29 protein-coding genes and 3 pseudogenes are annotated in these 26,797 nt (G+C 69.8%); 21 read left to right on the top strand and 11 right to left on the bottom strand.

Annotated features, from left to right (window positions below; all coding sequences use genetic code 11):
• Positions 1–34: 34 nt before the first annotated feature.
• Entirely contained in the window at positions 35–301 is a 267-nt protein-coding gene (locus ACFPZ3_RS07410) for a hypothetical protein (protein ID WP_379513202.1), read from the bottom strand.
• A 233-nt stretch (positions 302–534) separates the two neighbouring features.
• Between ACFPZ3_RS07410 and ACFPZ3_RS07405 the strand changes: the two genes are divergently transcribed.
• From ACFPZ3_RS07405 to ACFPZ3_RS07395, 3 genes and pseudogenes are all read left to right on the top strand, one after another.
• A complete protein-coding gene (locus ACFPZ3_RS07405) occupies positions 535–735 on the top strand; it encodes a hypothetical protein (protein ID WP_379513201.1) in 201 nt (66 codons plus the stop codon).
• Positions 732–1,205, top strand: a pseudogene (locus ACFPZ3_RS07400) (FAD-binding oxidoreductase); the annotation flags it as partial. The gene ACFPZ3_RS07405 and the pseudogene ACFPZ3_RS07400, both read left to right, overlap by 4 nt.
• Positions 1,206–1,374: 169 nt before the next feature.
• Positions 1,375–2,112, top strand: coding sequence for a BBE domain-containing protein (locus ACFPZ3_RS07395; RefSeq protein ID WP_379513200.1), 738 nt, complete (start codon positions 1,375–1,377; stop codon positions 2,110–2,112).
• Positions 2,113–2,555: 443 nt separating this feature from the next.
• Here ACFPZ3_RS07395 and ACFPZ3_RS07390 read toward each other — a convergent pair whose 3' ends face one another.
• The gene (locus ACFPZ3_RS07390) at positions 2,556–3,119 is read right to left on the bottom strand and encodes a hypothetical protein (RefSeq protein WP_379513199.1); all 564 of its coding nucleotides are present in this window, start codon (positions 3,117–3,119) and stop codon (positions 2,556–2,558) included.
• Between the two features lie 106 nt (positions 3,120–3,225).
• Entirely contained in the window at positions 3,226–3,627 is a 402-nt protein-coding gene (locus ACFPZ3_RS07385) for a winged helix-turn-helix transcriptional regulator (protein ID WP_379513198.1), read from the bottom strand.
• Between the two features lie 106 nt (positions 3,628–3,733).
• On the opposite strand from ACFPZ3_RS07385, the gene ACFPZ3_RS07380 reads away from it, so the two are divergent.
• Together ACFPZ3_RS07380 and ACFPZ3_RS07375 are read left to right on the top strand one after the other, a co-directional pair.
• Positions 3,734–4,450, top strand: a complete 717-nt coding sequence (locus ACFPZ3_RS07380; protein WP_379513197.1) for a DsbA family oxidoreductase — start codon at positions 3,734–3,736, stop codon at positions 4,448–4,450.
• A gap of 28 nt (positions 4,451–4,478) precedes the next feature.
• Entirely contained in the window at positions 4,479–5,153 is a 675-nt protein-coding gene (locus ACFPZ3_RS07375; protein ID WP_379513196.1) for an SDR family NAD(P)-dependent oxidoreductase, read from the top strand.
• Positions 5,154–5,313: 160 nt separating this feature from the next.
• Here ACFPZ3_RS07375 and ACFPZ3_RS07370 read toward each other — a convergent pair whose 3' ends face one another.
• Positions 5,314–6,009: a hypothetical protein gene (locus tag ACFPZ3_RS07370; protein WP_379513195.1), complete on the bottom strand. Its 696-nt coding sequence runs from the start codon at positions 6,007–6,009 to the stop codon at positions 5,314–5,316.
• A gap of 192 nt (positions 6,010–6,201) precedes the next feature.
• On the opposite strand from ACFPZ3_RS07370, the gene ACFPZ3_RS07365 reads away from it, so the two are divergent.
• From ACFPZ3_RS07365 to atzF, 9 genes are all read left to right on the top strand, one after another.
• Positions 6,202–6,537 carry a hypothetical protein gene (locus tag ACFPZ3_RS07365; protein WP_379513194.1) on the top strand — a complete coding sequence of 112 codons (336 nt, stop codon included), beginning with the start codon at positions 6,202–6,204 and terminating at the stop codon, positions 6,535–6,537.
• A 143-nt stretch (positions 6,538–6,680) separates the two neighbouring features.
• Positions 6,681–7,373, top strand: coding sequence for a GntR family transcriptional regulator (locus ACFPZ3_RS07360; protein ID WP_379513193.1), 693 nt, complete (start codon positions 6,681–6,683; stop codon positions 7,371–7,373).
• Complete coding sequence (locus tag ACFPZ3_RS07355; protein ID WP_379513192.1) at positions 7,370–8,962, top strand: ABC transporter ATP-binding protein; 1,593 nt, start codon at positions 7,370–7,372, stop codon at positions 8,960–8,962. Before ACFPZ3_RS07360 ends, ACFPZ3_RS07355 begins: the two co-directional genes overlap by 4 nt.
• Positions 8,959–10,029 (top strand): ABC transporter permease subunit, encoded by a 1,071-nt coding sequence (locus ACFPZ3_RS07350; RefSeq protein ID WP_379513191.1) that lies wholly within the window; start codon positions 8,959–8,961, stop codon positions 10,027–10,029. The genes ACFPZ3_RS07355 and ACFPZ3_RS07350 overlap by 4 nt, the downstream gene beginning before the upstream one ends.
• Positions 10,026–10,943 carry an ABC transporter permease gene (locus tag ACFPZ3_RS07345; RefSeq protein WP_379513190.1) on the top strand — a complete coding sequence of 306 codons (918 nt, stop codon included), beginning with the start codon at positions 10,026–10,028 and terminating at the stop codon, positions 10,941–10,943. Before ACFPZ3_RS07350 ends, ACFPZ3_RS07345 begins: the two co-directional genes overlap by 4 nt.
• Positions 10,944–10,972: 29 nt before the next feature.
• Positions 10,973–12,118, top strand: a complete 1,146-nt coding sequence (locus ACFPZ3_RS07340) for a BMP family ABC transporter substrate-binding protein (RefSeq protein WP_379513189.1) — start codon at positions 10,973–10,975, stop codon at positions 12,116–12,118.
• A complete protein-coding gene (locus tag ACFPZ3_RS07335; RefSeq protein WP_379513188.1) occupies positions 12,115–12,639 on the top strand; it encodes a cysteine hydrolase family protein in 525 nt (174 codons plus the stop codon). The genes ACFPZ3_RS07340 and ACFPZ3_RS07335 overlap by 4 nt, the downstream gene beginning before the upstream one ends.
• The gene (gene biuH / locus ACFPZ3_RS07330; RefSeq protein ID WP_379513187.1) at positions 12,636–13,313 is read left to right on the top strand and encodes a biuret amidohydrolase; all 678 of its coding nucleotides are present in this window, start codon (positions 12,636–12,638) and stop codon (positions 13,311–13,313) included. The genes ACFPZ3_RS07335 and biuH overlap by 4 nt, the downstream gene beginning before the upstream one ends.
• A complete protein-coding gene (atzF, locus tag ACFPZ3_RS07325; RefSeq protein ID WP_379513186.1) occupies positions 13,310–15,613 on the top strand; it encodes an allophanate hydrolase in 2,304 nt (767 codons plus the stop codon). The genes biuH and atzF overlap by 4 nt, the downstream gene beginning before the upstream one ends.
• A 151-nt stretch (positions 15,614–15,764) precedes the next feature.
• Here the strand turns inward: atzF and ACFPZ3_RS70280 are convergent.
• Positions 15,765–15,863 (bottom strand): annotated as a pseudogene (locus ACFPZ3_RS70280) (IS982 family transposase); the annotation flags it as partial.
• A gap of 535 nt (positions 15,864–16,398) precedes the next feature.
• On the opposite strand from ACFPZ3_RS70280, the gene ACFPZ3_RS07320 reads away from it, so the two are divergent.
• Positions 16,399–16,839 carry a hypothetical protein gene (locus tag ACFPZ3_RS07320; RefSeq protein WP_379513185.1) on the top strand — a complete coding sequence of 147 codons (441 nt, stop codon included), beginning with the start codon at positions 16,399–16,401 and terminating at the stop codon, positions 16,837–16,839.
• Between the two features lie 343 nt (positions 16,840–17,182).
• Here the strand turns inward: ACFPZ3_RS07320 and ACFPZ3_RS07315 are convergent, their stop codons facing one another.
• Positions 17,183–18,331, bottom strand: coding sequence for a winged helix DNA-binding domain-containing protein (locus ACFPZ3_RS07315; RefSeq protein WP_379513184.1), 1,149 nt, complete (start codon positions 18,329–18,331; stop codon positions 17,183–17,185).
• On the bottom strand, positions 18,310–18,441 hold the full coding sequence (locus ACFPZ3_RS07310; protein WP_379513183.1) for a hypothetical protein: 132 nt from the start codon (positions 18,439–18,441) through the stop codon (positions 18,310–18,312). Before ACFPZ3_RS07310 ends, ACFPZ3_RS07315 begins: the two co-directional genes overlap by 22 nt.
• A gap of 132 nt (positions 18,442–18,573) precedes the next feature.
• Here ACFPZ3_RS07310 and ACFPZ3_RS07305 point away from each other — a divergent pair, with 132 nt between their 5' ends.
• Positions 18,574–18,729, top strand: a complete 156-nt coding sequence (locus ACFPZ3_RS07305) for a hypothetical protein (protein WP_379513182.1) — start codon at positions 18,574–18,576, stop codon at positions 18,727–18,729.
• A 12-nt stretch (positions 18,730–18,741) separates the two neighbouring features.
• Here the strand turns inward: ACFPZ3_RS07305 and ACFPZ3_RS07300 are convergent, their stop codons facing one another.
• The 3 genes from ACFPZ3_RS07300 to ACFPZ3_RS07290 are packed head-to-tail and all read right to left on the bottom strand — an operon-like array spanning position 18,742 to position 21,531.
• Positions 18,742–19,092, bottom strand: coding sequence for a RidA family protein (locus ACFPZ3_RS07300; protein ID WP_379513181.1), 351 nt, complete (start codon positions 19,090–19,092; stop codon positions 18,742–18,744).
• Positions 19,082–20,062, bottom strand: a complete 981-nt coding sequence (locus ACFPZ3_RS07295; protein ID WP_379513180.1) for a threonine ammonia-lyase — start codon at positions 20,060–20,062, stop codon at positions 19,082–19,084. The genes ACFPZ3_RS07300 and ACFPZ3_RS07295 overlap by 11 nt, the downstream gene beginning before the upstream one ends.
• A complete protein-coding gene (locus tag ACFPZ3_RS07290) occupies positions 20,059–21,531 on the bottom strand; it encodes an amidohydrolase family protein (RefSeq protein ID WP_379513179.1) in 1,473 nt (490 codons plus the stop codon). The genes ACFPZ3_RS07295 and ACFPZ3_RS07290 overlap by 4 nt, the downstream gene beginning before the upstream one ends.
• A gap of 85 nt (positions 21,532–21,616) precedes the next feature.
• Between ACFPZ3_RS07290 and ACFPZ3_RS07285 the strand changes: the two genes are divergently transcribed.
• Complete coding sequence (locus tag ACFPZ3_RS07285) at positions 21,617–22,672, top strand: Lrp/AsnC family transcriptional regulator (protein ID WP_379513178.1); 1,056 nt, start codon at positions 21,617–21,619, stop codon at positions 22,670–22,672.
• Positions 22,673–22,839: 167 nt separating this feature from the next.
• Positions 22,840–24,366, top strand: coding sequence for an AbgT family transporter (locus ACFPZ3_RS07280; protein ID WP_379513177.1), 1,527 nt, complete (start codon positions 22,840–22,842; stop codon positions 24,364–24,366).
• A 186-nt stretch (positions 24,367–24,552) separates the two neighbouring features.
• Here the strand turns inward: ACFPZ3_RS07280 and ACFPZ3_RS07275 are convergent, their stop codons facing one another.
• Positions 24,553–25,428, bottom strand: coding sequence for an NAD(P)-dependent oxidoreductase (locus ACFPZ3_RS07275; RefSeq protein ID WP_379513176.1), 876 nt, complete (start codon positions 25,426–25,428; stop codon positions 24,553–24,555).
• A 121-nt stretch (positions 25,429–25,549) separates the two neighbouring features.
• On the opposite strand from ACFPZ3_RS07275, the gene ACFPZ3_RS07270 reads away from it, so the two are divergent.
• The 3 genes and pseudogenes from ACFPZ3_RS07270 to ACFPZ3_RS07260 all read left to right on the top strand — a co-directional run bounded on the left by ACFPZ3_RS07270 (position 25,550) and on the right by ACFPZ3_RS07260 (position 26,790).
• Entirely contained in the window at positions 25,550–25,927 is a 378-nt protein-coding gene (locus ACFPZ3_RS07270; protein ID WP_379513175.1) for a winged helix-turn-helix transcriptional regulator, read from the top strand.
• A gap of 140 nt (positions 25,928–26,067) precedes the next feature.
• Positions 26,068–26,339: pseudogene (locus tag ACFPZ3_RS07265) on the top strand (transposase); the annotation flags it as partial.
• Positions 26,340–26,496: 157 nt separating this feature from the next.
• On the top strand, positions 26,497–26,790 hold the full coding sequence (locus ACFPZ3_RS07260; protein ID WP_379513174.1) for a hypothetical protein: 294 nt from the start codon (positions 26,497–26,499) through the stop codon (positions 26,788–26,790).
• Positions 26,791–26,797: the final 7 nt, after the last annotated feature.

Here is a 26,797-nt window from a genome sequence, read left to right as displayed (position 1 = left end):
CCCGCCTGCTCGCAGCCCTCGCGGGATCAGGGGGTCAGTACTGGCACCGGTAGATGCTGGCCAGGGACGGGTTCTCGCCCTTGCGCCTGCCGGTCGGAATGATCAGGTCCTTACGGATGTCTTCGACGCGTTCCCCGGCGGTCTTGCGGCGCAGCACGGTGTGCAGCGTGTCGTCGGTGATCACAACCGGGCGGCCGCCGTGCTTGCCCTTGCGGGCGCCGGCGTCCAGGCCCTCCAAGGTGGCCTCGCGAATGGCCTCGCGCTCGGTCTCGGCCATCGCGGCGAAGAACGCGAACAGCATCCGGCCCGGCCCGGCTGGATCGTAGATGCCGGCCAGCGGCCCTGGTCGATGAGGCCATGCATTCCGCGAGTTGACGGTTTCCGCGGTTCTATGTTGATACTGGAGTTCGGATGTCCGGTGCAGTCATGTCACGGGCAGCTCGCTGTCGCTGGTGGTGATTTGTGGAGTCTGCTGAGCGCGTTCGTGGGGGTATCGCGGGGGTGTGAAATTCATCCCATCGCCAGAGTTTCACGATGTCCATGTTTCGGGCGCAAAGGGGCGCCCTCCTGGGCAACGCGCTTATCGCACGCCGCACCACTGGCCTGCCGGATCTGGCGCAGCGGCACAACAATTCAGCTGGCGAGATGAAATCCCGGCTCTCTTGTGGCGCGACGCCGATTACCGACAGAGCGCAGAATCCTCATTTTGCAGAACTGCGGAAGAAGAAACTATGAACTCGATGAAGTCAGTTGACGAATGGTCACGGCGTCTCGCGCGGCGGATCGGGTCCGACCGCGTTTTTGCGCCGGGCGCCGACGAGTACGTCCGTACGACGAAGCTCTGGAACGGCGCGGTGACCACACAGCCGGCTGTGGTGGTCTGGCCAAGCACCAGCGCGGAGGTCGCCGCGGCCGTCACCTGCGCCCAGGAGGCCGGCGTCGGCCTGTCGGTGCGTGGAGGAGGCCATGACTGGGCCGGTCGCGCGCTCCGGGACGGCGGGCTGGTGATCGACCTCGGCGAGATGCGCGGTGTGCGCGTCACGCAGAACACGGCCGTGCTCGGGGGCGGAAGCCGAGCCGCGGACGTGGTGGCGGCTGCCGCGCCCGACGGCTTGAACGTCGCGACGGGAACGGCCGGTGTCGTCGGCATGGCCGGGCTCTCCCTGGGCGGCGGCTACGGCCCGCTGCTGGGCACGGCCGGCCTGGCCGCCGACAACCTGCTCGGCGCGGAGGTCGTCCTCGCCGACGGCCGCGTCGTCTCCACCGAGGACGATGCCGAACTGCTGTGGGCCCTCCGCGGCGGCGGCGGGAACTTCGGCGTGGTGACCTCCATGCGGGTCCGCCTGCACCCCGACCGCGGCCTGGTGGGTGGCGATGGTCCTGTTTCCCTGGAAGGAGGCGGCGTCAGTCCTGAGCCGGTACGCCGAGCTGACGAACGACGCTCCCGACGGGCTGACCCTGCTGCTGGAGATGACCTTCGTGCCCGAGATGGGACCGAGCCTGCTCGCCGTGCCCGTCTGGTCCGGCGAACCCGGGGACGAAGCCGACGCCGCCCTCGCCGACGTCATGCGACTCGGCACCCCGGCCATGAGCACCGTTGCCCCGACCGCGCAGAAGGATCTGCTGGAGCAATTCGACGCCAGCGTCCCCCACGGAATGCACTGGGACATCCGCACCCGTACCGTCGCCACGCTGACGCCCGCCGTCATGGACCTGCTGATCGCCTCCGCCGAGGCACGTCCCGGGCCGGGAGCGGGGATCGGCCTGCGCCAGTTCCACGGCGCCGCCACCCGTGCCGGCGCCGACGACACCGCCTTCGGCCTGCGCACCCCGCACGTGGTCTTGGAGATCTCCGCCGGCCGTGGGCCGGACGAGGACGGTGCCGCCTACCGAGAGTGGGCCGATCAGGTCAGCGCCGCACTGGCACCGCACGCACTGCCCGGCGGCTATCCCAACTTCCTCGGGCCCGACCAGCACGAACAGATCGAACACGCCTACGGCACCCACGCCGCCCGCCTGATGCGAGCCAAGCAGACCTACGATCCCGGCCACGTCTTCACCGCCACGCCCCTTCCCTCGCGCCGGTCACCGGAGACGCCCGCGGCATCCTGACGTCTCCAGCACCGTGATAGCGAAGCCCTACGTGGCCATGACCTGGACGGATGTCATTATCGGCACCGGACATGCGACCCGTGACCGCTCAGGACACGCCGCCCTGCGACCGCACAGGACACGCCGTCCCCCGTGACCGCTCTGTCGGAGGCTGCGTCAGGGTCGGTGGTGACGCAGAACGCGGACGTCGACGCGGGTCGACGCCACCGCCAGCACCCACCCGACCCCAGCCCAGGAGACTCCCCCATGACCACAGCCACCGATCCCTGATCATGACCGGCGCCACCCGAGGGATCGGACTGGAGGCCGCGCGGGACGTCCTCAGACGCCGCCCCGACACCCACCTGGTCGTTCTCGGACGGGCCTCCTCCGCCGCCGAGACACTGCCATTGCCGACTGCCCCATCGCGGTGCGACCGGGAAGTCGTGAGCGCGACCCGAGGTTCAGTGATGATCGAGTTCCTCGGGTCCGATCGTCCAGATCGGATCGTCGGGAGTGGGGCGCCCCGTGAGGTGCCGCAGAGGTGGGCCGGAGGCACCGAGGCGCTGCCGCGCCACGTTGACGAAGGCCTGTCGCTGGGAGTCAATCTCATCTCGCAGTGCGAACCAGCGCTCGTCGGAATGGTGTCCCTTGCTGACGATCAGATGAGTTCGCCAGATCTTCGCGTCGATCTCTTGGGCCGCCGCGACGATGTCGTGGTCGGCGATCAGGCTGACGATGGCCAGCGTTTCGTTCCACGGGCGCCAATCGATCGCCGGGGCAGGAGCGGGGCGAAACCTTCGGCGCCATCTGCGCAGGTGGGAGGTTCGGCGGCGCTGAGACCTGCTCAGCTGTTGCAGGGTGAGCAGCACGTTGGAGGACTCACGCAGTATCCCGGCGCAGGCCTCGGCTTGGCGGTCACGGGCCCAATGGTGTCGTTGCGCGCGGCCGGTCACCAGGCCGCCGGCCAATACGCCCACCAGCGCCGCGAGGACCGCGCCGACAGCAGGAATCCATATGGGGGTCATGGATGCATTGTCATCACACGGTCGAGATGCGCACGTGGTGATCGGGGTCGGACTCGCCAGGATCCAGGCTCGGATCCAGCACTGGCGACCTCGCCGTTCGCGGCTGTCAGGACCCGGCCGCGGCGCGATCGTGGTGGGCGCGGATCTCGTCGTGGTGGTCGGAGACCCAGCCGATCAGCTGTTTGACGATGTCGAGCAGGCCGCGACTGAGGGGGGTGAGGGTGTACTCCACGCGCGGCGGGACCTCCGCGTAGGCCGTGCGGGTGATCAGCCCGTCCTGCTGAAGCTGGCGCAGGGTGTGACTGAGCATGCGCTGGGAGATGCCGGGGACATCGCGCTGCAGGTCGGTGTAGCGCAGGGCGCCGTCCTCCAGGATCGCGATGATCAGCATGCTCCACTTGTCGCCGACCCGGTCCAGGATCTGACGGATGAAGGGCATCTGGTCGGCCGGGATCGCCGCGCAGGGCCCCCGGCTCGCGGCGGCCGCCGATCCCCCTGCGTGCTCCATGACGCACATTCCCCTCCGTGACGCACAGTGATGTGCCTTTTGTAAGCCTCTCCATACTGTCCTATCTTGACGTTACGCACAAATAGTAGGAATCGGAGGGGATGCCATGAAGGTCGAGATCTGGTCCGAGGTGACCTGCCCCTGGTGCGGGCTGGGCAGTCATCGCCTGGAGCGCGCCGTCGAGCGGTTCGAGCACGGCGAGCACGTGGAGGTGGTCCACCGGTCCTTCCCGCTCGGCAGCGGCTTCCCCGAGGGCTCTACCTTCACCGTCCGTGATGCTCTGCAAAGTCGGTACGGCATGGGCAGCGATCAGGCCGAGGCCTCGACCCGGCGGATCGAAGCGCTGGCCGAGAGCGAGGGCCTGAGCCCGTACCGAGTACTGGGCAACACGGTCGGCAACACCGACCTGGCGCACGAGTTCCTCGCGCACGCCTCCGCCGAGGGGAAGAACCGGGCGGCGTGGGAGGCGATCTTCCGCACCTACTTCGGCCGGGCCGAGCCCGTCTTCTCGCTGGAGGACCTGCTGAAGCTCGCCGGCGAGCTCGACCTGGACCGTGAGCGGACTCGCCGGGCGCTCACCGAGCGGCGCTTCCGGCAGCAGGTCCTCGACGACGCCCGCCAGGCGCAGCGCCTGGGCGCGAGCGGCGCCCCGTTCATCGTCGTCGCCGGCCGGTACGGCGTCGCCGGCGCGCAGGACAGCGACAGCCTGCTGCAGCTCCTGCGCAAAGCCTGGGACGAGACCCACCCGGTCACCTTCGCCCCCAGCGGCCACGCCCCGGCCTGCGTCCCCGACGGCTGCGCCGTCCCCTCCGCAACCTCCTGACCCATACTCAAGGGAAAGTGAACTGATCATGCCTACTCTCGCCATCGTCGGCGCCGGCCCCGGCATGGGCCTCGCCATCGCCCGCACCTTCGGCGCCCAGGGCTACGAAGTCGCTCTCATCGCCCGCAACCGAGCCAAGCTCGACGACCTCGTCGGCCAGCTCACCGCAGAGGGCATCACCGCCGCCGCGTTCCCGGCGGACGTGCTCGACCACGACGCGCTGGCCCAGGCCCTCAAGGACGCCGCCACTGTCTTCGGCGGCATCGATGTCCTGGAGCACTCCCCGTCCCCGGGCATCGGCTCCATGGCCCTCGCCTCCCCGTCCCAGACCAACCCTTCCGACGTGCAGGGGCTGATCGACTTGCTGTTCTACAGCGCCATCACCGCCACCCAGGCCGTCCTCCCCGCGATGCGTGAGGCCGGCGCGGGCACCCTGCTCTACACCAACGGAGGCGGCTCGGTCGACCCCCACCCGATGCTCGGCAACGTCAACGCCGCCCAGGCAGCGCTGCGCAACTGGGTACTCAACCTGCACAAGGAGCTGGCCGGCACCGGTATCCAGGCCGCGCACGTCGCCATCGGCGTGTGGATCGGCGCGGGCGGCCCTCCCGGAGCCCCGACCGCGGAGGCCGAGGAGATCGCCCCTCTCTACTGGGACCTGCACACCCAACGCGACGAAGTCGAGCGCGTCTTCACCGTCTGACGGCTCCCAGCTCTCCCCATTGAATCCTGATCCGCTCAATCCCCATCCGCCGCAGCGTTCGTGAGGTGCGACAGGCTGCCCTACTACGCTTCCGCCGGGGTGCATGCCTTCGCGGGTCGCCGCACTCCAGCCAAACCTCTGAACACTTCAACCACCAAGATCAGCCGTTAAAGTTGTCGGTATCGGTCATTTCGGATCGTGGGTCATCGCCGTTTGATCCGATCGCCCAGGAGCGGCTGTGGGGTTCGGTGGTGGCCGACCGGCGGCCTCCGTAGGAAGCGGCCAACGCGTCCGCCACGATCGCAGCGTCTTGCTGCGCCACGTCCACCGGGTACTCCGGCATGAGGTCGTCCCAGACGGTCAGCCACGACCCGATCAGCTGGGCCTGCCCTTCGGGCCGGGCGAAAAACCAGATGTGCAGGTGTGCCGCATGGTCTCCGAACCGGTAGACGTGGGCCCGCGACACATGCGGCAGCGCCTGCATGTGGCGGACGATGCGTGTGTTCAACAGGCCCAGTTCGGCGGCCAGCTCGTCGGGCAGATCCGCCATGTCGTAGTGATCGCGTGGATACAACATGAGCACCAGTGGTACGCCGACTCCCGTGATCTGGGTTAGCCGCCAGTGGTCGTCGAACCAGATTCCTTCATCCCGGTTGCGACAGTCGTCGCAGTCCGATGGGTCTTCGCCGTGTCGCGCCGGCTCGGACAGAACCGGCGGGCGCAGCGGTGAGACGCGCAGTCCGTCCTGCTCGAACGGAGCGACCTCCCACCCTGTCATACGTGCCAGCGGGAGCCGCCGCGCGCTGTCCGCAGCGGCGACGGCGTGGTCATAGAACTCATCCGGTCGCAAGGCCATGATCGGCAGACTAGTACGACAGAGACCCTCGCCCACCGATCGCGCGAAGGCGACGAGTTCTGCAGGGTTCGGTGTGTCGGCCAGGCGCCGCTCGAAACAGGTCCGGGGGCAGTCCCAAACTACCCGTATGGCCTCGCCCTACGGACCGGAGAGCTCGCCCAGCGCCGCGCGTGCCAGAAGTAGCTCGTCCCGATGCTCCAGAAGGCGCAGATCGACTACACGACCAGTCCAGGGCCGATCAACGACGCGATCGTCCGCATCGCCAAGGAGATCCCCGGCGGGCCGCCGGTCACCGCCTCGGGCAACGCCGACGCGGTGGGGGTGGTGAAGCGGCTCAAGCTGATCGGCAACGGTCCGAACCAGACGCTGGGCGACTTCGATGTCAGCCGGGTCGAGCAGACCGTCGAGATCCTCCGGCCCATTTTCACGGCCCGCGGCCTGGAGATCCCCGCCGGGCTGAAGGCCGGTGACCTGGTGACGAACGAGTTCACCGACCCCTCGCCAGGGCTGCCTCAGACGACGGGCTGAGCGCGGGCACCCCGCGCGACGTGCGCGGCGCGGTCACCGTTCGGGCACGCAGGCGTACATGCACATGTGTATACGCGCGTGTCTTCACCAGGTAACCGGCCAGAAACAGAGGCTTGGTCCCATGAAGGTCGCTGCGAAGGGGTGTGACCGAAGTGGAGATGTCCCGCCGTGAATGGGCCTACAACGAGCTGCGCCGCAGGGTGATGGTAGGCGAGTTCGGGGTGCGTACCCGGCTGATGGAGAAGCACCTGGCCGAGGAGCTCGGCGTCTCGCGCACGCCGGTGCGCGAGGCGCTGGTGCGGCTGGAGACCGACCGGCTGGTAGTGCGCGAGGACGGCGGCTACTACGTGGCCGTGCCGGACTTGTTGCATCTGCGCGACCTGTACGAGCTGCGCATCACGCTGGAGCTTCGCGGCCTGACCAGGGTCAAGGAGTCCGAACTGGCCAGGCACGATGTGGCACTGCTGGAGCCGCTGCGCGACAAGTGGCAGGAGCTCACCGAGGATCTGCCCGAGCCCGATCCGCAGTTCGTGTTGCTGGATGAGGAGTTCCACGTCACGCTGCTGCGCTCCTCGGGCAACGACGAGCTGACCGAGGCGCTGGAGACGGTCAACGCGCGGATCAGGCATGTGCGGATGTACGACTTCCTGACCGCCGACCGCATCGCCACCTCCAGCGCCGAGCACCTGCAGATCGTCGAACTGGTACTGGCCAAGGACCTGGACGCGGCGCTCATCGCGCTGCACAGGCACGTCGGCGAGTCACTGGAGGTCGTCGAGCGGCGCGCCGCCCGCGCCATCACGGCGATGGCCCTGCACCGCCATGGCGTCCAATGACCGCGCCACTGCTGGCCGTACGAGGACTGACAGTACGGTTCGGCGAGGTCCTGGCCAATGACGGCGTCGACTTCCAGGTGCTCCCCGGCGAGGTGCACGCGCTGGTCGGCGAGAACGGCGCGGGCAAGAGCACGCTGCTCAAGCTCGTGTACGGCGTGTATCGCCCGGATGCGGGCGAGATCCTCATCGATGGGGAGGCACTGACCGTCTCGCCCGCCCGGGCTCGTGCCGCCGGAATCGGCATGGTCTTCCAGGATCTTCGGCTGGTCCCCGCGCTCACCGTCGCCGAGAACATCGCCCTCGCGGGCAAGCGCCTGGGCGGCCACCGGAAGATCGCCGAGGCGGCCGCGCGGTACGGCCTGGCCGTAGATCCCGCCGCCCGCGTCGGCCACCTGTCGATCGGCGAACGCCAGCGGGTGGAGATCCTGAAGGTCCTCATGACCGGCGCGCGCATCGTCATCCTCGACGAGCCGACCAGCGTGCTCACCCCTCAGGAAGCCGAGGCGCTGCTGGAGGCGATACGCGGCCTGCGTGAGCGAGGACTCGGTGTCGTCCTGGTGACCCACAAGCTCAACGAGGTACGCGCGATCGCCGACCGGGTCACCGTGCTGCGCGGCGGCAAGGTCACCCTCCAGGCCGCGAACCCGGCGGAACACACCGATGCCGAGCTGGTCACCGCCATGGTCGGGAGGGCCGTGCCGGCGCTCCCCTCCGAACGGCCCGCCCCGGCCCGCAACCGCCCCCCGGCGCTGCGGCTGCGCGGCATCGGCGCGTACGGCGACGGCGGCCACCTGGCGCTGCGCGAGGTGGAGCTCAGCGTTGCGCCCGGCGAGATCATGGGCGTGGCCGGGGTCGCCGGCAGCGGCCAGCGCGAACTGTGTGAAGTGGCGCTCGGCGTGCGACGAGCCGCAGCCGGCACCGTGGAGATCCACGGCGAGCCGCTGACCGGCGGCCCGCGGGCCGCGGCGGCCCTGGGCGTCGCCGCTGTCTCGGAAGACCCGCTCACCGACGCCGTCGTGCCGGGCATGAGTGTCGTGCAGCACATGGCGCTGGGCCTGGCGCGACTGCCCCGGCGCGGGCTGAACGTGGACTGGCGGCAGGTCACGCTGGCCACGGACGAACTGGAGAGCGTGGTCGGGCTGGGCATGGCCGCCGGCCATCGCACGCTCGCCGGGCTCTCCGGCGGCAACATCCAGCGGGTCCTGCTGACCAGGGCACTCGGCCGCGCGGACGCCCGGCTGATCGTGGCCGCCTATCCCAGCCGCGGTCTGGACGTCGCCACCACCCGCCGGACGCAGGAGCTCCTGCTGGAGCGGCGCGCCGCGGGCGCGGGCGTGCTCGTCGTCTCGGAGGACCTGGATGAGTTGATCGCGCTCAGCGACCGCATCGCGGTCATGTACGCCGGGCGCATCGCGGGCGTCGTCGAGGCCGCCGAGGCGGACCGGCAGCAGATCGGCCGCCTGATGCTCGGCGGCCAGCCGGCCTCGTCCGGTACACCGGGCGAAGTCAGTACACCGGGCGAAGTCAGTACACCGGGCGAAGTCAGTACACCGGGCGAGGCCGGCCCTGCGGTTCTGGAGGCCTCATGACCCTTCACACAGCCACCAGCCCGCCGGCGTCACCTCCCGTCACCGAGCACCCGCGCGACCGTACCCTGCTCCTGCGCTGGGCGGCTGCGCTCGGCGGGGCTCTGACGCTGTTCGCGCTGCTCCTGCTGGCCAAGGGCGCCGACCCGGTGACGGTGTTCGCCGGGATGGTGACCTCCACGCTGACCAGTTCGGCGTCACTCGAGCAGATCGTCATCAAGGCCGCCCCGCTGATCCTTGCCGCGCTCGCCGTGGTCGTCCCGGCCAGGGCCGGGCTGAGCAACGTCGGCGGCGAGGGCCAAGTCGTGATCGGCGCGGTCGCGGCGGCCGGCGTCGGCCTGGCGCTGGACCGGCAGGCGGCCGGGCCGCTCGTGCTCGTCCTGCTCCTGCTGGGCGGCGCGCTCGGCGGGGCACTGTGGGCCGGGCTGGCCGCCACTCTGCGTATCACCACCAGCGTGAACGAGGCCGTCAGCACGCTGCTGCTCAACTACATCGCCCTGGACGTGCTGCTCTACCTCATCTACGACCCGTGGAAGGACTCCGACGGCTCCGGCCAGCCGGTCACCAGATCCCTGGAGGTGGCCGCGCGGCTGCCGCTGGTGGGCGGCACCGCCGTGCACGCGGGGATCGTGCTGGCGCTGCTCGCCGCGGCGGCGGTCTGGCTGGTGCTGCGCCGCACCGCCTTCGGCTTCCGGCTCGGCGTGGCCGGCGGCAACCCGGAGGCCGCCACGCGGGCCGGGCTGCCGGTGCGCCGGCTGCTGCTGTCGGCCATGCTCATCGGCGGCGCGCTGGCCGGGCTGGCCGGCGCCGTGCACCTGGCCGGGCAGGAGTTCGAGTTGCGCCCGGGCATCACCACCAACCTGGGATACATCGCGTTCCTGGCCTCGTGGCTTGTGCGGCACCGGCCGCTGCCGGTGGTCGGTGCGGCCCTGCTGGTGGCCGCGATCACGGTAGCGGGCGACAGCCTCCAGCTCGACAGTGGTCTGCCCGCCGCCACCACCCACATCCTCACCGGCCTGGTGCTGCTGGCCGTACTCGGCTGGACCAGGCGGAAAGCGGTCATGAAATGAGCGATCTGATCACCGATGTGCTGGCCGGTGGGGTGCGCGGCGGGACCGCGATCATGCTCGCCGCGCTCGGAGAGACGCTCGCCGAGCGGGCGGGAGTAGTCAATCTGGGCACCGAGGGCTGCCTGCTGGCCGGAGCGCTGACCGGGTACGCGGTGGCCGCCGAGTCCGGCAGCCCATGGCTGGGCCTGGCAGCCGGCGCGCTGGCCGGGGCGGGGCTGGCACTCGTGCACGCCATGCTCGTGGTCTGGCGGGGCGCCGACCAGTTCGCCACCGGGCTGACACTCATGTTCCTCGCCCTCGGGCTGACCTCGCTGTTCGGCGCCGCGTACGTGGGCGTGTCCGCGCCCGGGTTCGCCCCGGTCGCCCTGCCCTTCCTCGGCGATCTGCCGGTCGTGGGGCAGGTGCTCTTCCAGCATGACCCGGTCACGTACGTCTCCTACCTGGTCGCGCCGGCGCTGTGGTGGTTCCTGCGCGGCAGCCGGGCCGGGCTGCTGGTGCGGACGGCAGGCGAGCGGTCCGAGGTGCTGGACGTGCACGGCTACCGTGCCGGGCTGATCCGGGGCCTGGCGGTCACGGCGGGCGGCGCGCTGGCCGGGATCGGCGGGGCCCAGCTGGCCACCGCCTACGCGCACGCCTGGTTCGAGGGGATGACGGCCGGGCGCGGCTTCATCGCGGTCGCCCTGGTGATCTTCGCCGCCTGGCGGCCGCTGTGGGTGGCGGGTGGCGCCTACCTCTTCGGCTCGCTGCTGGCGCTCGCCCCCGCCCTGCAGGCACGCGGGGTGGAGCTCAACCAGTTCGCGCTGGACGCCCTGCCGTTCACCATCACGCTGATCATCCTCGCCGTGATCGGCCGCAGGACCCTGCGAGCGGCCCCTGCCGAGCTCCGCCGCGCCTTCGAAAGCTCTCCCTCCTAAAGCACTCCTAAGCAGAGGAGCCACCCCCGATGAAGATCGCCTCACGTGCCGCCGCCGCAGCGCTGGCGGCCCTGCTCGCCACCGCGTGCTCGGCCAACACGGCCGGCACCGCAAGCGCCCCCGCCACTGCCGCCGGCGCGCCCGGCAAGGACTCCCCCGCCGTCGGCTTCATCTTCGTCGGCCCGAAGGACGACTTCGGCTACAACCAGGCCGCTTACCAGGGCAGCCAGGCCGTCGCCAAGGCCCTTCCCGACGTGCGTGTGCTCACCGCCGAGAACGTCCCCGAGGACGACAACGCCGCCCGCGTCATGAACAGCATGATCGCCAAAGGCGCGAAGATCATCTTCGCCACCAGCTACGGTCACCTCGACGCCGCGCTCAAGGTCGCCGCCGAGCACCCCGACGTGGCGGTCGTCCAGCAGGGCAACCTCATCACCGGCGCCGTGCCCAAGAACTCCGGCACCTACTTCGGCACCGTCTACGAGCCCGTCTACCTGGCCGGGATCGCCGCGGGCAAGGCTACCAAGAGCGACAAGCTCGGCTATGTCTACGCCTTCCCCATCAACCAGACCATCACCAACATCGACGCCTTCCAGCTCGGCGCCGCCTCGGTCAACCCGGACGTGAAGACGTACGTCGTCGGCACCTCCTCCTGGTGCGACCCGGCCAAGCAGGCCGAGGCCGCGGCGAACCTGCTCAAGCAGGGCGTCGACGTCGTCACCCAGCACCAGGACTGCACCGCCACGATCGTCAAGGCCACCGAGGCGGCCGGCATGTACACGGTCGGTTACCACGCCGACGCCTCCTCGCTGGCGCCCAAGGGCTGGCTGACCGGCTCGCAGTGGGACTGGGACGCGCTGTTCACCGACATCGTCAAGACCACCAGGGCGGGACGCTTCACCGCCGGCAAGTACAACGCCAACTTCAGGATCGGCTTCAAGACCGGCACCAATCCCTTCGTCCAAGCCCCGTTCGGCCCAGCCGTCGACGAGACGGCCAAGGCCGAGATCGGAAAAGCGAAGGAGTGGCTGAGCTCGGCCGCGGGCTCGCCATTCGCGGGGCCGGTGACGGACCAGGACGGCATCGTCCGCATCCCCAAGGGGACCGTGCCCGACTATGCGGCCATCGAGAAGATCGACTACTTCGTCGAGGGCGTCGTCGGGAAGCTGCCATGACCCACGTGGCGGGCACCACCCCGTATCCCTGGCCCTGGCACGGCGAACTGGACGCCCAGCGGCTCGCGCTCCTGCTGATCTCCTGCCCGGCCACCAGCCAGCCGGGCGAGTGGCCGGCCGCGCCCGCCGAGGGACTCGCCTCCGTCATACGCGAGGCCGGAGGCCTGGTGGTAGACGTCCGGGTGCGGGCAGGGGGGCCGGCGCCGGCCTCCGGGACGTCGGTGAGTGCCCCCGGATGGGACGGCTTCTACGCCAGCCCGCTGGACACCCTTCTCCGCCGCGCGGGCCGCGACCTGCTTCTCCTGGCCGGCTGCTGCATGGAAACCGGTGTCCACTCGACCATGCGCTCGGCCAACGACCGCGGCTACGAGTGCCTCCTCGTGGCCGACGCCACCCGGGCCGCTCAGGAAGATCTGCGGGCGGGCGCCGTGTCCACGATCGAGATGTCCGGCGGCATCTTCGGCGCGGTCGGTGCGACCACCGCCGTCACCACCGCCCTGACCAGCAAGGAGTGGATATGACCACCGTTGTGGAAGCCGAGCCGTACGCCTGGCCGTTCGACGGAGCGCTGTCCCCGGAGCGGACCGCCCTGGTGTGCATCGACTGGCAGACCGACTTCTGCGGCCCAGGCGGCTACGTGGACGCCATGGGCTACGACCTCTCCCTGACCAGGACGGGGCTGGAGCCGACCGCCAAGGTGCTGGCGGCCGTCCGCGAGCGCGGATTCACGGTCGTCCACACCCGCGAAGGGCACAGGCCGGACCTTTCGGACTGCCCGCCGAACAAGCTGTGGCGCTCCGAACGCATCGGCGCGGGCATCGGGTCCAGCGGGCCGGCCGGGCGCATCCTGGTCCGCGGCGAGCCCGGCTGGCAGATCGTCCCCGAGGTGGCGCCGATCGACGGCGAGCTGATCGTCGACAAGCCCGGCAAGGGCGCCTTCTACGCCACCGACCTGGACCTGCTGCTGCGAACGCGCGGCATCACGCACCTGGTGCTCACCGGGATCACCACGGACGTCTGCGTGCACACCACCATGCGTGAAGCCAACGACCGCGGCTACGAATGCCTGCTGCTGACCGACTGCACCGGCGCGACCGACAGGGGCAACTACGAGGCCGCCATCAAAATGGTCACCATGCAGGGTGGCGTCTTCGGCGCGGTGACCACCTCCGACCGGCTCCTGGCGGCTCTGTGACCCGACAGGCCCCCGGGGGTACGCGTGGGCGGCGGGCCGTCCTGGTGCACGGCGCGGCCACTACGGCCCGGATCTGGGACCGGACGCTTCCGTACCTGTCCGCTTTCGACACCCTGACTCCTGACCGGCCGAGCACGGGCGACCTGGACAGCGAGGTCGCCGCGATCGCCGAGCTCTGCGCGAACGCGACGGTCATCGGGGTCAGCGGCGGGGCAACGCTCGGCCTGGCGCTGGCCGCCCACTCGATCCCCTTCCGCGCCGCGGTGCTGCACGAGCCCGCCGCCGGTTCCCTCGCTCCCGGCCTGCTCGCGCATGTGGCGGAGGGAATGCGTACCGGCGGCGTGCCCGGTTTCGGCCGGGCGCTGTACGGCCCGGCGTGGCACCCGTCCGACGCCCCGGCCGACCCGGAGGCGGTCGCCCGCGACTTCGCCATGTTCAGTGCCTTCGAGCCCGAGGCCGTCGGCCCCGGCGCAGGCCCGATCCTGCTGACCGTGGGCGAGCGCTCCCCCGAGGCCAGGCACCGGTCGGTACGCGCGCTCAGCGACCGGCTCGGCGTCCCGTACGCCGTGGTGCCTGCCGCCGGGCACGCCGTCCATCTCGAGAACCCGAAGGAGTTCGCCGCTTTGATCACCGGCCATGTGGCACAGCCGGCCGCCGACCGCGTCCGCCGCGCCTACGCGCGCATCGAGGAGAGCGACCGGCCCGAGGTCTGGATCACCCTGCGCGACCGGGAGGAAGTGCTGGCCGAGGCGGCCCGCGTGGACGAGCGGGTGGCCGCGGGCGATGACCTGCCCTTCGCGGGCAAGGTCATCGCGGTCAAGGACAACATCGATGTGGCCGGCCTGCCGACCACAGCCGCCTGCCCCGCGTACGCCTACACCCCGGAGGTCTCCGCACCCGCCGTGGCCAGACTGGTGGCCGCAGGCGCGATCGTGCTGGGCAAGACCAACCTGGACCAGTTCGCCACCGGCCTCGTCGGCACCCGCAGCCCGCACGGCGCGGTCCGCTCCGCCCACGACCCCGAGCTGATCTCGGGCGGCTCCAGCTCCGGCTCGGCGGTAGCCGTCGCGCTTGGCATCGCGGACCTGGCGCTGGGCACGGACACCGCGGGCTCCGGCCGTGTTCCCGCCGCCTTCCAGGGCATCGCCGGCGTCAAGCCCACGCTCGGCCTGGTGCCCAAGCAGGGAGTGGTCCCCGCCGCCCGCTCGTTCGACTGCGTGTCGGTCTTCGCCCCCACTGTCTCCCTGGCCCAGGCCGCCGTCCACGTGATGGCCGACCCCCCGGGGCGCCCCTGGCCACCGAACGCCCCGCTGGCCGCCCCGCCCGCTCCCCGGATCGCCGTGCCCGACCGTCCGCTCCCCCAGCTGTCGCCGTCATGGGCCCAGGCCTTCCAGGCGGCGACAGACCATCTGGCCAAGGCAGGCGCCGACCTCGTACCGATCGACGTCACCCCCTTCCTCGAAGCCGCCACCCTCATGTACGGCGGAGCCTTCGCAGCGGAGCGATACGCCGCGGTCGGCCCGTTCGTCGAATCCCACCCCGGCCAGACCGACCCCAGCGTGCACGCCATCATCGCCGCCGCCCGCGCCATCCCTGCCCACCACCTGGCCCGCGACCTCCACCGCCTGGCCACGCTGCGCGCGCAGGCGATGCGGCTCCTGGCCGGCCTGGACGCCCTCCTGCTGCCCACCGTGCCACGCCACCCGCGCATCACCGAGGTCGAGGCCGACCCGATCGGCGTCAACAGCGAACTCGGCGTCTACACCAACTTCGTCAACCTCTTCGACCTGTGCGCGGTGGCCGTACCCGCGGGCCAGGCCGACGGCGGCCCGTTCGGCGTCACACTGATCGGCCGCCCTTTTGCCGACCACCTGGTCGCAGACCTGGCGCGCCTGCTGAACCCCGGTCCTCCCGTGCCCCCGGCCGCCCCCTCTCTCCCGCTGGCGGTCTTCGGCGCCCATCTGTCGGGTCATCCGCTCAACCACCACCTCACCACCGCCGGCGCCCGTCTGGTACGCACCGTCCGCACGGCCCCGGAGTACCGGATGTACGCCCTGGCCGACCGGCCTGGCCTGGTACGGATCGGACCCGGCGGGACCTCGATCGAGGGCGAGCTGTGGTCAGTGCCACCCGCCGCCCTCGGCCCATTCCTGCACGGGCTACCCGCGCCGATGGCCCTGGGCAAGGTGGCGCTCGACGACGGGAGCCTGATGACGGGCTTCGTCTGCGAGCCGCACGCGGTGGCCGACGCTGCCGACATTTCGCATTTCGGCAGCTGGCCCGCCTATCTGGAGCGGTGACCGGCGCCGTACAACGCTTGACCAGCCGCCTCAAGCGTGCAGCGCATGTTGTGGCTGGCCGAGCAGGAGGGGCGCACCCCGGCCAGCCATGCTCGTTGATCCGTAAGGGTCGCTCTACTGCGCGTCTAGATGATTCCAAGGGTTTGGTGGATCAGTGATCATAGGCGGTGAGTGATCGGGCGGTGGGTCGGCCGGTCTTGTCGTTGTGCCAGATCATTGCGGTCAGGGCCAGGATGCGGACTACTGGCCTGCGACTTCTTCCACGTTGACACGATCTCAGGACATCACGGTGATGAGAACGCCGCCGCGGACGCCTCGAGCCAACTGCTACGCCGAACGCTGGGTCCGCACCGTACGAGCCGCCGAACCTGTACGACGACGAGTCGTTTCCGTACTGATACCGCCGGCGGCCGTTATGTCCGGTGAATGCCCTCATGATGTCCTGCCCCGATCTATTTGGATACATGAGAATGAAGCGCATGGGAACCGGAACCATTGCGGTGGCCACTGATCGAATTCTGTCAAAGAAGAGCTGCCGTCGGCCAAGGGCATGATCAACGTCGCGTACCCACCACACGTCGGCGAGTCGGACCTATTCTCAATTGGAGACTTACGTGATCAAAAGGTTACTCACCAGCCTATCGGCGAGTTCTGGGCTCAACTCATCCTCGAATCGCCACCCCGGCCGATCCGCAGCGTTCGCGACCGCATCTGCGATGGTGCTGCTTGTCGTATCCGCCCTGATCAGCCCCGCAAACGCCCAGGCCCGACCGGGCGATACGGAAATGACGCCGACGACTGATCTCACTCAACTGTCGGCGGCCGAGATGGCCGCAGCTACCCCGCCCCCCACGAAAGCCGCGGTCTCTGACGTCACGATCCAGAAGAACTACAACCCGTGGACCAGCCCCGAGGCCAAGAAGATCAACGAAGAGACAGACAGCTCCAACCCGAGTTGTTACAGCGGTTATGTGTGTCAGAAAGTGCGGTTGTGGGACTGCGTCCCCAACAGCTACTGCGGCATGCGCGAGTTCCTCTTCTATGACTACGGGCTCTACAGCGTCTACAACTGGACCGGGATCGGCGTGTACAACAACCGGCAGACCGGCGGGGCGTCCTACCGCTTTTACCGCTCCAACGGCACGCAGATCAGATGCGTCAACGGGATGAACATCGAGGATCTCAGCCCCGTCTACTACGTCCGTCTCTCTGCGACACCCTGTTAAGCATCCAGCATTTCTTTGGGATGATCATGAAAGTGGTGAGGCGCTGAGAGCGATTCTCAGCGCCTCACCTCGCGAGAGCAGTTGGCGTAGTCGCTCAGTGCCTTGTTGAGTAGGGTGGTCGCCAGATCAGCCACGCGCTGAGGTCGGACTCGCTTAGCGTCAACGCGACCATCACGCCGTCGCGGTCGCATAGGCGCGTGGCGCTCACAGGCTGGCTGAGCTTCACCGACGCCCACGTACGCCCGTGGGCAAACCCGGAGCACTCCCGCCACCGCGCCAGCGCCTCCGCGCCGGACATACCCGCATTCTGGCCAGCTTCCCGGACGCGGCGAAGTCGAAGGGCTCAGTGATCCGGTCCGGCCAGGCCGAGCAGGCTCACCGAGACGACAGCGCGTGCGCCCAGGAACACGCCCAGTTCGTCGGCCGCGGCCTGCAGCGCGGCGGTCTCGGCGGCGCCGAACGGCCGGTACAGCGCCGCTTCGAGCACGACGGCACCGGCCCGGACCGTGCGTCTCCAGCGGCCGGCCACCTGCGTGTCGACCACGATGACGCCGTTCGGCAGGGCGAGCCTGTCCGGTGCCGCTGCCACCAGGCCGCCGAGGTCGAGCAGGTGCTTGCTCTGCCGGTAGCCGACGATGTACTCGTCGTAGGCCTGCAGCAGCCGCACCGATGGGCACCCGGCCGGCGCGGGGGCGTCCCCCGGCGCGGACCAGTAGGTGACGCCGTCGACGTCGGTGCTCTCCAGCGCGTCGCCGGCGAGTGACAGCCCGGTGGCGATGTCGGCGAGCGTGAGGCTGGACCACCACGCCAGGTCCTTCGCTGTCGCCGGACCGTGGCTGGTGAAGAACCGGCGGACCAGCTCGGCCAGCGCCGCCTCGCGCTCCAGGCTCGCCGCCCGCGGGACCCGCTCGTCGAGCAGCGCGTACGTGTGCTGCCTTCCCCGCAGCGGGCCGCTGCAGATCACCCGCTCCAGTTCGGCGTGGATGAGGATGTAGCCGAGCCGGAACCGCTCCGCGATGATGCCGCCGTGCCGGGCGAGCAACGCCGCGATCTCGGTGCGGGTCAGGTGGTTCGCGCCGGCGACGGCGTCGGCGATCAGGTCCGTGGTGCGGCGCAGCAGCGGGACGTCGAGCTCGCCCCGCCGGTAGGCATAGGCGTTGAGCACGTGCACCCGCGGCGCCGTCAGCTCCAGCAGCCAGCGCAGGTCGGCGGGGGTCACGAAGTGCCACGTCGGGCGCAGCACGTGCGTGCGCAGGATGACGCCGTCGTCGAACGCGCGATCGAGGTCCACGTCGGTGACGCCGGGGCCGAGCCGCTGGGCGACCGCCCACTTCGCCGGGTGGTAGTCCTGTGACTGCAGCGCGCCGAACCAGCCGACCACCTCGGCGGCGCCGGCGAACGGGGCCGGCGGCGCGCCGCCCAGGCCGACGGCGCCGGCGCGGCGGTGGGCCAGCTCAAGCCCGTCCAGCGTCACGGCTGCCCGCCGGCCCACGCCTGGACGACCTCATCGAGCGCGCCGGCCGGCTCCCGCCCCCGGCGGGCAGGCCGGTGTCGACGGGGTAGAACGTCCATGATCTCGCCGGCGAGCTGATCGCTGGTCATGCGGATTCTCCCCACGGGCCGGCTCGTGGGGACCACCGTACCTGCCACCCCCGGGTCAGCCCCACCGGAATCCGCCTGCGCGACTGCCCCTTCCACCCGCTCGCCGCCAAGGCACCCGATCTGGTCTGCGGCATGAACCACGGATTCCTGTCGGGCTACCTCGAAGGGCTCCAGGCCGCCGGTGTCGAAGCGGTGCTGGACCCCCAGCCGGGCGAATGCTGCGTGCGCCTGACCACCCCTTCGCCCTGGCACCGGGCAGATCGGCAGCCCGCACAGCGCCGGCGATGACCTGTCCGCCGGTCAGGGGGCCTTCACCACGGCGTCGATCTCCACCACACTGCCGTAGGGCAGCATGGACACCCCGACGACCGTGCGGGCCGGTCTCGGCTCGGGCCAGAGGTCGAGGAACTGCTGATTGGCCGCGTCGCGCAGGGCCATATCGGTGACGAAGTAGGTCAGCTTCACCACGTCCTCCAGCCGCGCGCCCACCGTGGCCATCCGCCGCCGCATGGTCTGCATCGCCGCGTCCAGCGCGGCCCGCTCGCCGCCCACCACGGTGCCGTCCTCCTGCAGCGGCAGCGAGCCGGAGACGAAGACCAGCCCGCCGGCGACCACGGCCGGGCTGTACGGGTGGTGCGGATCAGTGCTCATGGAGGGCCTCCTGGCGAGCGGGTTCGGTCAGTATGCGGGCCAGCAGCGCGGGATTGACCGAGCCGCCGCTGAGGATGGCCACGTGCTTGCCGGTGGTGTCCCCGGCGAGATAGGCGGCGAATGTCACCGCGCCGCTGGGCTCGGAGACGAGCCTGGCGTCCAGCGCGAGCCGCCGTACGGCGTCGAGGATCTGCTCCTCGCTGACGGTCACGATCTCGTCGAGGTTGCGGCGGATCCCCTCCCACGGCACGACGCCCAGGCCGGTGGTGCGCAGCCCGTCGGCCACGGTCCGGTAGGTCTGCTCGGGCTCCCACGCGAGGCGGCGGCCCTCGCGCAGACTCTGCTCCGCGTCCGCGGCCAGCTCCGGCTCGACCCCGATCACGCGGGTTTCCGGACGCAGCGCCTTGACGGCGGTCGCCACCCCGGCGGCCAGGCCGCCCCCGCTGACCGGAACCAGCACCACGTCCGCGTCGGGGAGATCCTCCATGATCTCCAGACCCACGGTGCCCTGGCCGGCCACGACCGCCGGGTCGTCGAACGGCGGCACCGGCAGGTAGCCGTACTGCTCGGCGAGCACGAAGCCGTGGGTGTCGCGCAGGGCCGGGGGCACCAGCACGACTTCGGCGCCCAGCTCCCGGACCACCTCGACCTTGTTCGGCGGCGCGGTGTCCGGCATCACGATCACCGCGCGCAGTCCCAGCCGCTGCGCCAGCCAGGCCACCGAGCGCGCGTGGTTGCCGCTGGAATGCGCGACGATCCCGCGGGCCCGGGCCTCGGGCAGCGACTGCTTGATCTTGTTGTACGCCCCGCGCAACTTGAAGGCCGCCGTCGGCTGCAGCGACTCAGGCTTGATCCACAGCGGCCGGCCGGGCTCCGCCGGGGAGAAGGGCAGCAGCGGAGTTCGTACCACCGTGTCGGAAATACGTGCGGCGGCGGCGCGGATGTCCGCCAGCGTCACCTGCTCGGTCATGCAAGTCGTCCTTTCACAGCCCGGCCGGGCCTTGCTTCCAGCAGCAGTTCGCCGTCGCGAACCACGAATTCGCCGTTCACCAGCAGGTGCTCGACGCCGGTCGAGGGGCGGCCAGGCTCGGCGTAGGTCGACCGGTCGGACACCGCGTCGAGGTCGAACACCACGAGGTCGGCGTCCGCGCCCGCCTGCACCCGGGCCTTGTGCCGGAACTGCGGCGCCACCGCGGACAGCACCTCGGCGGGCCGCAGGGTGCAGCGCCGTATCGCCTCGATCAGGCTCAGACGGCCGGAGCCGCGCACCATCGTGGCGAGGAACCGGGAGAACGTCCCGCTCGTACGCGGATGCCCGGCCGCGGTGGGGGGCAACGGCCACGTGTCGCCGATCAACTGGCCGTCCGGGGTGGCGTACGGGATGGCGTCGGAGGCGACCGCGGTGTCGGGCAGCAGCAGGGCACGCTCCAGCACCGACCAGTCGGCCGGATCGTCCTCGTTCAGGTAGTGGATGGCCACCATCGCGCCCGGGTCGGTGCGCTGGATCTCGCGCAGCCGCTCGGCGTCCCGCGGCCGCTCGCCGGTGGCGGCGATCACCAGGTCCCGCGGCGTGATGCCGAGCCGCGACAGGTTCTCAGGAGACAGGAAGGGCACGCCGATCGTGGTCATGCCGGCCCCGTAGGGGTAAGCCTCGGTGGACACCTTCAGCCCGTGCCGGCGCGCCCCGTCGACCACGGCGCCGATCTCGTCGATGGCGCGCAGAGACGTGCTGTTGATGTGGCACAGATGCATGTGCGCGCCGGTGCCGGCCGCGGCGGCGACCACTTCGGCGATCCCTTCGAGCGCGGTCCCCGGGTCGTCGGGGTTCTTGAACCGGGCGTGGGTGTAGGTGGGCACGTCGTAACGCTCGGCCAGCCGCGCGACCTGGACGTACTCCTTGCGCCCGGTCTGCGGGGCGTAGCCCAGCAGCACCCCGATGCCCAGCGCGCCCGCGTGCAACTGGGCTTCCAGCTCGGCCAGCACCTGCTCGACCTGGGCGGGGGTGGCCTTGTCACGCCAGCGCGGGCCGCCGCACAGATCGGCGAAGCTCTCCCAGCCGCCGTCCGGCTCGGCGCCGTCGAGGACCTTCATCCGCGCCATGGCCCAGGAAGCGGAGTAGCCGAAGTTGATGGGGCGGCCCTCGTCGCTCGCGCGGCGGTAGGCCGTCTGCACAGGGGCCGCGCCCGCTTCCAGCTCCAGGGCCGTGCTCACCCCGTCCAGAGCCTGCATCCGCAGCGAGCCCACCGTCTGCGCGTGGCTGTGCAGGTCGATGAAGCCCGGTGCGAGCACACGGCCGGACAGGTCGAGCTCGCGGCGGGCGGGCACCGGCTCCTCGGAGACTGACGTGATCTTGCCGCCCGTAAGGGCGACGTGGCGGACCGCGTCCAGCCCCGTCTCCGGATCCACCACCCGGGCGCCGCGCAACAGTAGGTCATTCACTCTTTTATCATCGCGATTTGTCCAAAGACGCGCCTATACTGCCGGAATCCGACACTGAGGATGCTTTGTCACGATGGAATCCGTCATGTTGCGAGAAAATGATCTTGAGCTGATCGACGCGCTCCAGCTCAATCCCCGGGCGTCCTGGGCCGAGATCGGCGCGGTGCTCGGCATGGACGCGGTGACCGCGGCGCGGCGCTGGAAGCGGCTGGTGGACGACCGTCTGGCGTGGTGCACGGTCGCCCTGGGACGGCGCCAGCTCCACACCATGAGCGTGGCCTTCCTGGAGCTGACGTGCGAGGCCGGCGCGGCCGGTCAGGTCGCCGCGGCGCTGGCGCAGGAGCCGCACATGATCACGGTGCAGCACATCGCCGGTTCGTACGACCTGTGGACGATCGCGATCGCGCCCGATCTGGCCGGCCTGTCCGAGTACCTGCTGTCCCAGTTGCCCCGGCAACCCGGGATCACCCGGGTGCGCACCCATATCGCGACCCGGGCGTTCGACCTGAGCATGCGCTGGCGGTTGCGGGTGCTCAACGCGCACCAAGCCGGACAACTGCGCCCGGCGCCCAGCACGCACGCGGTGACGCGGCCGATGGACGAGATCGACCGCCGCCTGTTCGTCGCACTGAGCACGGACGGGCGGCGTAGTTTCGCCGAGCTGGAGGCCGAGCTCGGACTGTCCGCCCGTACGGTGCAGCGCCGGATCAACCGGCTGGTCGCGGTCGGCGACATCACCTTCCGCTGCGACCTGGCCAGGCGGCTGGCGGGCTGGCACGACTCGGCGGTGTTGTGGTTGGCGATGCCGGACGACTATCTGGAGAGCACCGGCGAGCAACTCCTGCGCTGGCCGGAGACCCGTACCTGCGCGGCCGTCGCCGGCCCCAACAACCTGTTGCTGACCGTGGGCCTGCACAGCGTGGCCGACCTGCACGAGCTGGTCACTCGGCTGCGCCACGACTTCCCGCACGCCACGATCGTGGACAGGCAGATGGTGCTGCGCCAGGTCAAGCTGTACGGGCGGGTGCTCGACCGGGTCGGCCGCTGGGTGTCCACGACACCGCTGGACCTGTGGGCGCTGGGGGCGGACGCTCCCGGCGAGCTTCCGATGGCCGGCCGGGCGGCCCTCTCGCCGCCATGAGGTCACCCCGCCGGCGATGGGCCATTGCAGTAAATGACCGGTTCGTGCATAAGCACCGGTCGACATGACGGTTTCCGGCGATGGTCGGGCCGGTCTGACTGTGCTGACCATACTTTGCCAATTACCTGGCGGCCAAAGCCATCGCTGGCAACGCGAAGGAACCCCTCATGCTGAAAACCGGGCAACCTACGACCCTGGACCGGGTGCTGGGTGGAGTGGAACGGCTGGGCAACAGACTGCCCAACCCGTTCGTCATGTTCATCGGGCTGTTCGTGCTGATCTCGCTCGCCTCGTGGGTCGCCGCGGTCCTCGGTGCAGCGGTGCGACTACCCGGCACGGCCGAGGCGACGCCGGTCAAGAGCGTGCTCTCCGGCGAGGGTCTGGTGCAACTGCTCAGCTCCGCGGTGGACAACTTCGTGGAGTTTCCGGCTCTCGGCCCGGTGCTGACCGTGGTGCTCGGGGTGGGCGTGGCGCAGGGCACGGGGGCGCTGGAGGCCGCCGTGCGCCTGGCCTTCCACCGGGTGCCGCGCTCCCTGGTGCCGTACGTCGTGGCCTTCGTCGCCTGCCAGGGACACGTCATGTCGGACGCGTCGTTCCTGGTCATCCCGCCGCTGGCGGCACTGGTGTTCCGCGCGGTCGGCCGGCATCCGCTGGCCGGGCTCATCGGCGCCTACGCCTGCACCGCCACCGGCTACGCCGGCGGTCTCCTGCTGGGCACGCTGGACGCCAGCCTGGCCGGCATCACCGAGAAGGCCGCGGCCCTGCTGCCGGGAAGCAGCGGATACACCACCAACATCGCGATGAACTACTACTTCGGCGCGGCGGCCGGGCTGATCCTGCCGATCGTCGGCGGGTTGCTGATCTCCCGGGTACTGGAGCCGCGGCTGCCGGCGTGGCGGCCCGCCGAGGGCGACGACACACGAGTCGAGGTGACCCCGCGTGAGCGGCGGGCGCTGCTGGTCTCCGGGCTCGTGGTGGCCGGGTTCCTGGCGCTGGTCGTAATCGCCTGGCTGGTGCCGGGCAGCCCGTTGCGCGGCCCGGACGACTCGCTGGTGCCCTCTCCGCTGCTGGACAACCTGGTGCCGATCATCGCGCTGGTGTTCTTCCTATTCGGCTACACCTACGGCCGGGTGGTCAAGCTGGACAAGGACGAGCGCAACGTCTACACGCTGATGACCTCGGCGATCAAGGAGATGGGTGGGTTCATCACGCTCATCTTCATCGTCGCCCAGACGCTGAGCATTCTCTCCTGGAGCGGGCTGGCCACGTTTCTCGCGGTGAAACTGGCCGGCGCCGCGCAGGCCGTGGGACTCGTCGGATTCCCCGCGCTGGTCTTCCTGATCCTGCTGTCCACGGTGCTGAACCTGGTGATCACCTCGGGCTCCGGCCTGTGGTCGCTGGAGTCCACGGTGATGGTGCCGGCGCTGATGCTGCTCGGCCTGTCACCGGCCATCATCCAGGCCACCCACCGAATCGGAGACTCGATCACCCAGGCGATCTCCCCGATGCACATCTTCCTGTACTTCATCCTGGCCTCGTCGCAGAAGTACGAGCCCGGCCTCAAGCTCGGCACGCTGGTGTCCCGGTTGCTGCCGTTCGTGCCCGCGTTCGGCCTGGTGTGGGCCTGCGTGCTGGCGATCTTCTACTTCCTCGGCCTGCCGGTCGGCCCCGGTGCGGGGATCCATTTGCCCTGATCATGTGTGGCCGAACACTTTGCGGCATCGGCCATGATCCGGTGTCAGTAGCGATGACCGATCGCCTGCGGCTCGCGGGACGCACTGCCGCCGACGCTCCATGGCAGCGGCACCTGCTGTGGCCGTAGGCGCTCGCGGTAGAGCGTGGGGATGACTTTCAGCGGGACCGTCCGACTTCACCTGGATTTAGACCGGCTGCTTGATGCTCTCGATGATTCGGGCGAAGCCTTCCTCTCCGTGGCCCGCATCGATCTGGCGCTGGATGAGCCGCTGGACCATGGCGACCACCTCGGTGCTGATGCCCTGGCCGGAACTGGCGGCCAGGAGGTCACTGAGGTTGGAGAACTGGAGGCTCTGCTGCCCCTCGACGGTGTAGTCCCCGCCGTCGATGACCGCGGCGAACCCTTGGAACGCGCCGGTCATGGCGCTCTGCCACGGTGCGGCCATGGCGGCGAACTCGCCCGCCGTGATGCCGGCCGGCGCGACCATGGCGGCGCCGTGCATGAATCCGGCGAACATGACGTACATGCCCGCGAGCAGGGCGAGGTCGTACAGAGACGCCAGCCCGGCATCCTTACCGAAATAGGTACTGGTTCCCCACAGCTCGAGCAGCGGCTTGTACTGGTCGAAAACGGCGGCCGATCCGCTGTAGAGGATCGATGACCCGGGCTGGCCGATCATTGGCGGGACGGCCATGATGCCGCCGTCCAGGTACGCGACCCCAGCATCGGCAGCCCAGGCGGCCATCTCGCGCGACTGCTCCGGTGTCGTCGTGGTCACGTTGATCAACGTTCGCCCGGTCAACTCATCGGCGAGCGGATCGAGCACCTCGTGGACCGACGCGTGGTCCAGCAGGCATGCAATCACCAGCTGGCTGGCCCGGACCGCGTCGCCTGCCGTGGCGGCAGCCTGCGCCCCCTGCGCAACCAGGTTGTCCGCCTTTCCCGCTGAGCGGTTCCAGACCGTTGTCGCGTGTCCGGCCTCCACCAAGGCGACTGCGAGAGCATTACCCATCGCGCCCAGTCCGAGAATGCTCACCTGGACGCTGTCGTTGGTTGTCATGTTTCGGGGCTCCCCTCGTGTTCGTCGTTCGGGGAGATCCTCTCCGCTGCCGGTAGGGTTGACCAGTACCGACTAATTAGTCAGGTACCCACCTGAAGGTAAGTAGGCCTTGGAGGGGCGGATGGCAACTTCAGCACGACGTGGCCCCTACTTCTGCGGCATCGACGCCGCGATGGACGTAGTCGCCGGGAAGTGGAAGTCCCTGATCCTCTGGGAGTTGCACAACTACGGGACCCGCCGGTTCGCCGAGCTCCGACGCGGCCTGCCGGGCGTCAGCGAAAAGATGCTGATTCAACATCTGCGGGAGATGGAAGAAGACGGGCTCGTACATCGGGAGGTGTACCGCGAGGTGCCGCCGAAGGTGGAGTACTCCCTGACGGAGCACGGCGTCTCGCTCAACGCTGCCCTGGCCCCCCTGGGAAGATGGGGCACCGAACGCATGCAGCGGATCGGGGCCGAAAAGGTCTCCGTCAACGTTGCCACGACGGTTCGGCGATAAAGGCGGACGGGCCGGATCGTAGATCGGGCGCGGTGGCAGCACCAAGAATCGGTCCCACAGGGTCGGTCAGCCATGATGGCCCGGAACTCCTATAGCTCCGGGCCGTGACGCAGGTGGCCTTCGTCCCACAGCAGGCATCGGTCGAGGAGTTCGCCGCCCTCCTCGACCCCAAACAGGGCAACGACCGGCTACTGACCGCCTGGATCGAACAAGCACGTCAGGCCGACCTGCCACACATGCACGCCTTCACCCGCGGGCTGAACTACGACCGAACCGCCGTCAACGCCACCCTCACCCTCCGTTCCACAACGGCGGCACCGAAGGCGTCAACACCAAAACAAAAACGATCAAGAGGCAGATGTACGGCCGAGCCGGCTTCGCACTCCTCCGCCACCGCATCCTGCTCGGCTGACTACGATCCGTCACCACCGAAAGTGGGCCAGAGCCGTTAACTGGACACACCCGGTGAGCCGGCCGGTGCAGCAAGCCTGGAGATCGCCGCAGGCTGGGCTGCGGTGTATGGACGCAACCCCGACCCATCTGATGGCTGGGACCACGCGATCAAGGCTGTGGAAGAGCTGCTGATCCCGATCGTCATACCGAACAAGCTCAAGGCCAACCTCGGGGGCGTCGCGGGTGAGCTCAAGGCGAACCCCTCGAAGTGGTCGTTCAACCTTCCAGCGAACGACGCACGCGGCAACGGCGAGACGCTGGAAGGCATGATCCGTCACCTCTGGCCTAACCCTGACCGCCACGGAGGCGGGGCAAAGAGATCTCCAACGCAGAGCGAAGCCGAGGCCGTTGTTCAGATGGCGATTGCGATCATCGAGCTGTGCCGGGGACGCCTGACCAAGCTTCCGTAGACGCGGT

It is taken from the genome of Nonomuraea insulae (assembly GCF_042656245.1).
This window is presented reverse-complemented; position numbering and strand designations above follow the sequence as displayed.

Bases quoted from the DNA above. Each gene is read 5' to 3' on its own strand.
- ACFPZ3_RS07390 (WP_379513199.1), bottom strand. From the start codon at position 3,119: ATGACCCCCATATGGATTCCTGCTGTCGGCGCGGTCCTCGCGGCGCTG.
- ACFPZ3_RS07380 (WP_379513197.1), top strand. From the start codon at position 3,734: ATGAAGGTCGAGATCTGGTCCGAGGTGACCTGCCCCTGGTGCGGGCTG.
- ACFPZ3_RS07365 (WP_379513194.1), top strand. From the start codon at position 6,202: ATGCTCCAGAAGGCGCAGATCGACTACACGACCAGTCCAGGGCCGATC.
- ACFPZ3_RS07320 (WP_379513185.1), top strand. From the start codon at position 16,399: ATGACGCCGACGACTGATCTCACTCAACTGTCGGCGGCCGAGATGGCC.
- ACFPZ3_RS07335 (WP_379513188.1), top strand. From the start codon at position 12,115: ATGACCCACGTGGCGGGCACCACCCCGTATCCCTGGCCCTGGCACGGC.
- ACFPZ3_RS07385 (WP_379513198.1), bottom strand. From the start codon at position 3,627: ATGGAGCACGCAGGGGGATCGGCGGCCGCCGCGAGCCGGGGGCCCTGC.
- ACFPZ3_RS07350 (WP_379513191.1), top strand. From the start codon at position 8,959: ATGACCCTTCACACAGCCACCAGCCCGCCGGCGTCACCTCCCGTCACC.
- ACFPZ3_RS07275 (WP_379513176.1), bottom strand. From the start codon at position 25,428: ATGACAACCAACGACAGCGTCCAGGTGAGCATTCTCGGACTGGGCGCG.
- ACFPZ3_RS07305 (WP_379513182.1), top strand. From the start codon at position 18,574: ATGAACCACGGATTCCTGTCGGGCTACCTCGAAGGGCTCCAGGCCGCC.
- ACFPZ3_RS07310 (WP_379513183.1), bottom strand. From the start codon at position 18,441: ATGACCAGCGATCAGCTCGCCGGCGAGATCATGGACGTTCTACCCCGT.
- ACFPZ3_RS07405 (WP_379513201.1), top strand. From the start codon at position 535: ATGTCCATGTTTCGGGCGCAAAGGGGCGCCCTCCTGGGCAACGCGCTT.
- ACFPZ3_RS07270 (WP_379513175.1), top strand. From the start codon at position 25,550: ATGGCAACTTCAGCACGACGTGGCCCCTACTTCTGCGGCATCGACGCC.
- ACFPZ3_RS07295 (WP_379513180.1), bottom strand. From the start codon at position 20,062: ATGACCGAGCAGGTGACGCTGGCGGACATCCGCGCCGCCGCCGCACGT.
- ACFPZ3_RS07355 (WP_379513192.1), top strand. From the start codon at position 7,370: ATGACCGCGCCACTGCTGGCCGTACGAGGACTGACAGTACGGTTCGGC.
- ACFPZ3_RS07410 (WP_379513202.1), bottom strand. From the start codon at position 301: ATGCTGTTCGCGTTCTTCGCCGCGATGGCCGAGACCGAGCGCGAGGCC.
- ACFPZ3_RS07285 (WP_379513178.1), top strand. From the start codon at position 21,617: ATGTTGCGAGAAAATGATCTTGAGCTGATCGACGCGCTCCAGCTCAAT.
- ACFPZ3_RS07345 (WP_379513190.1), top strand. From the start codon at position 10,026: ATGAGCGATCTGATCACCGATGTGCTGGCCGGTGGGGTGCGCGGCGGG.
- ACFPZ3_RS07280 (WP_379513177.1), top strand. From the start codon at position 22,840: ATGCTGAAAACCGGGCAACCTACGACCCTGGACCGGGTGCTGGGTGGA.
- ACFPZ3_RS07340 (WP_379513189.1), top strand. From the start codon at position 10,973: ATGAAGATCGCCTCACGTGCCGCCGCCGCAGCGCTGGCGGCCCTGCTC.
- ACFPZ3_RS07300 (WP_379513181.1), bottom strand. From the start codon at position 19,092: ATGAGCACTGATCCGCACCACCCGTACAGCCCGGCCGTGGTCGCCGGC.
- ACFPZ3_RS07370 (WP_379513195.1), bottom strand. From the start codon at position 6,009: ATGGCCTTGCGACCGGATGAGTTCTATGACCACGCCGTCGCCGCTGCG.
- ACFPZ3_RS07395 (WP_379513200.1), top strand. From the start codon at position 1,375: ATGGTCCTGTTTCCCTGGAAGGAGGCGGCGTCAGTCCTGAGCCGGTAC.
- ACFPZ3_RS07375 (WP_379513196.1), top strand. From the start codon at position 4,479: ATGCCTACTCTCGCCATCGTCGGCGCCGGCCCCGGCATGGGCCTCGCC.
- biuH (WP_379513187.1), top strand. From the start codon at position 12,636: ATGACCACCGTTGTGGAAGCCGAGCCGTACGCCTGGCCGTTCGACGGA.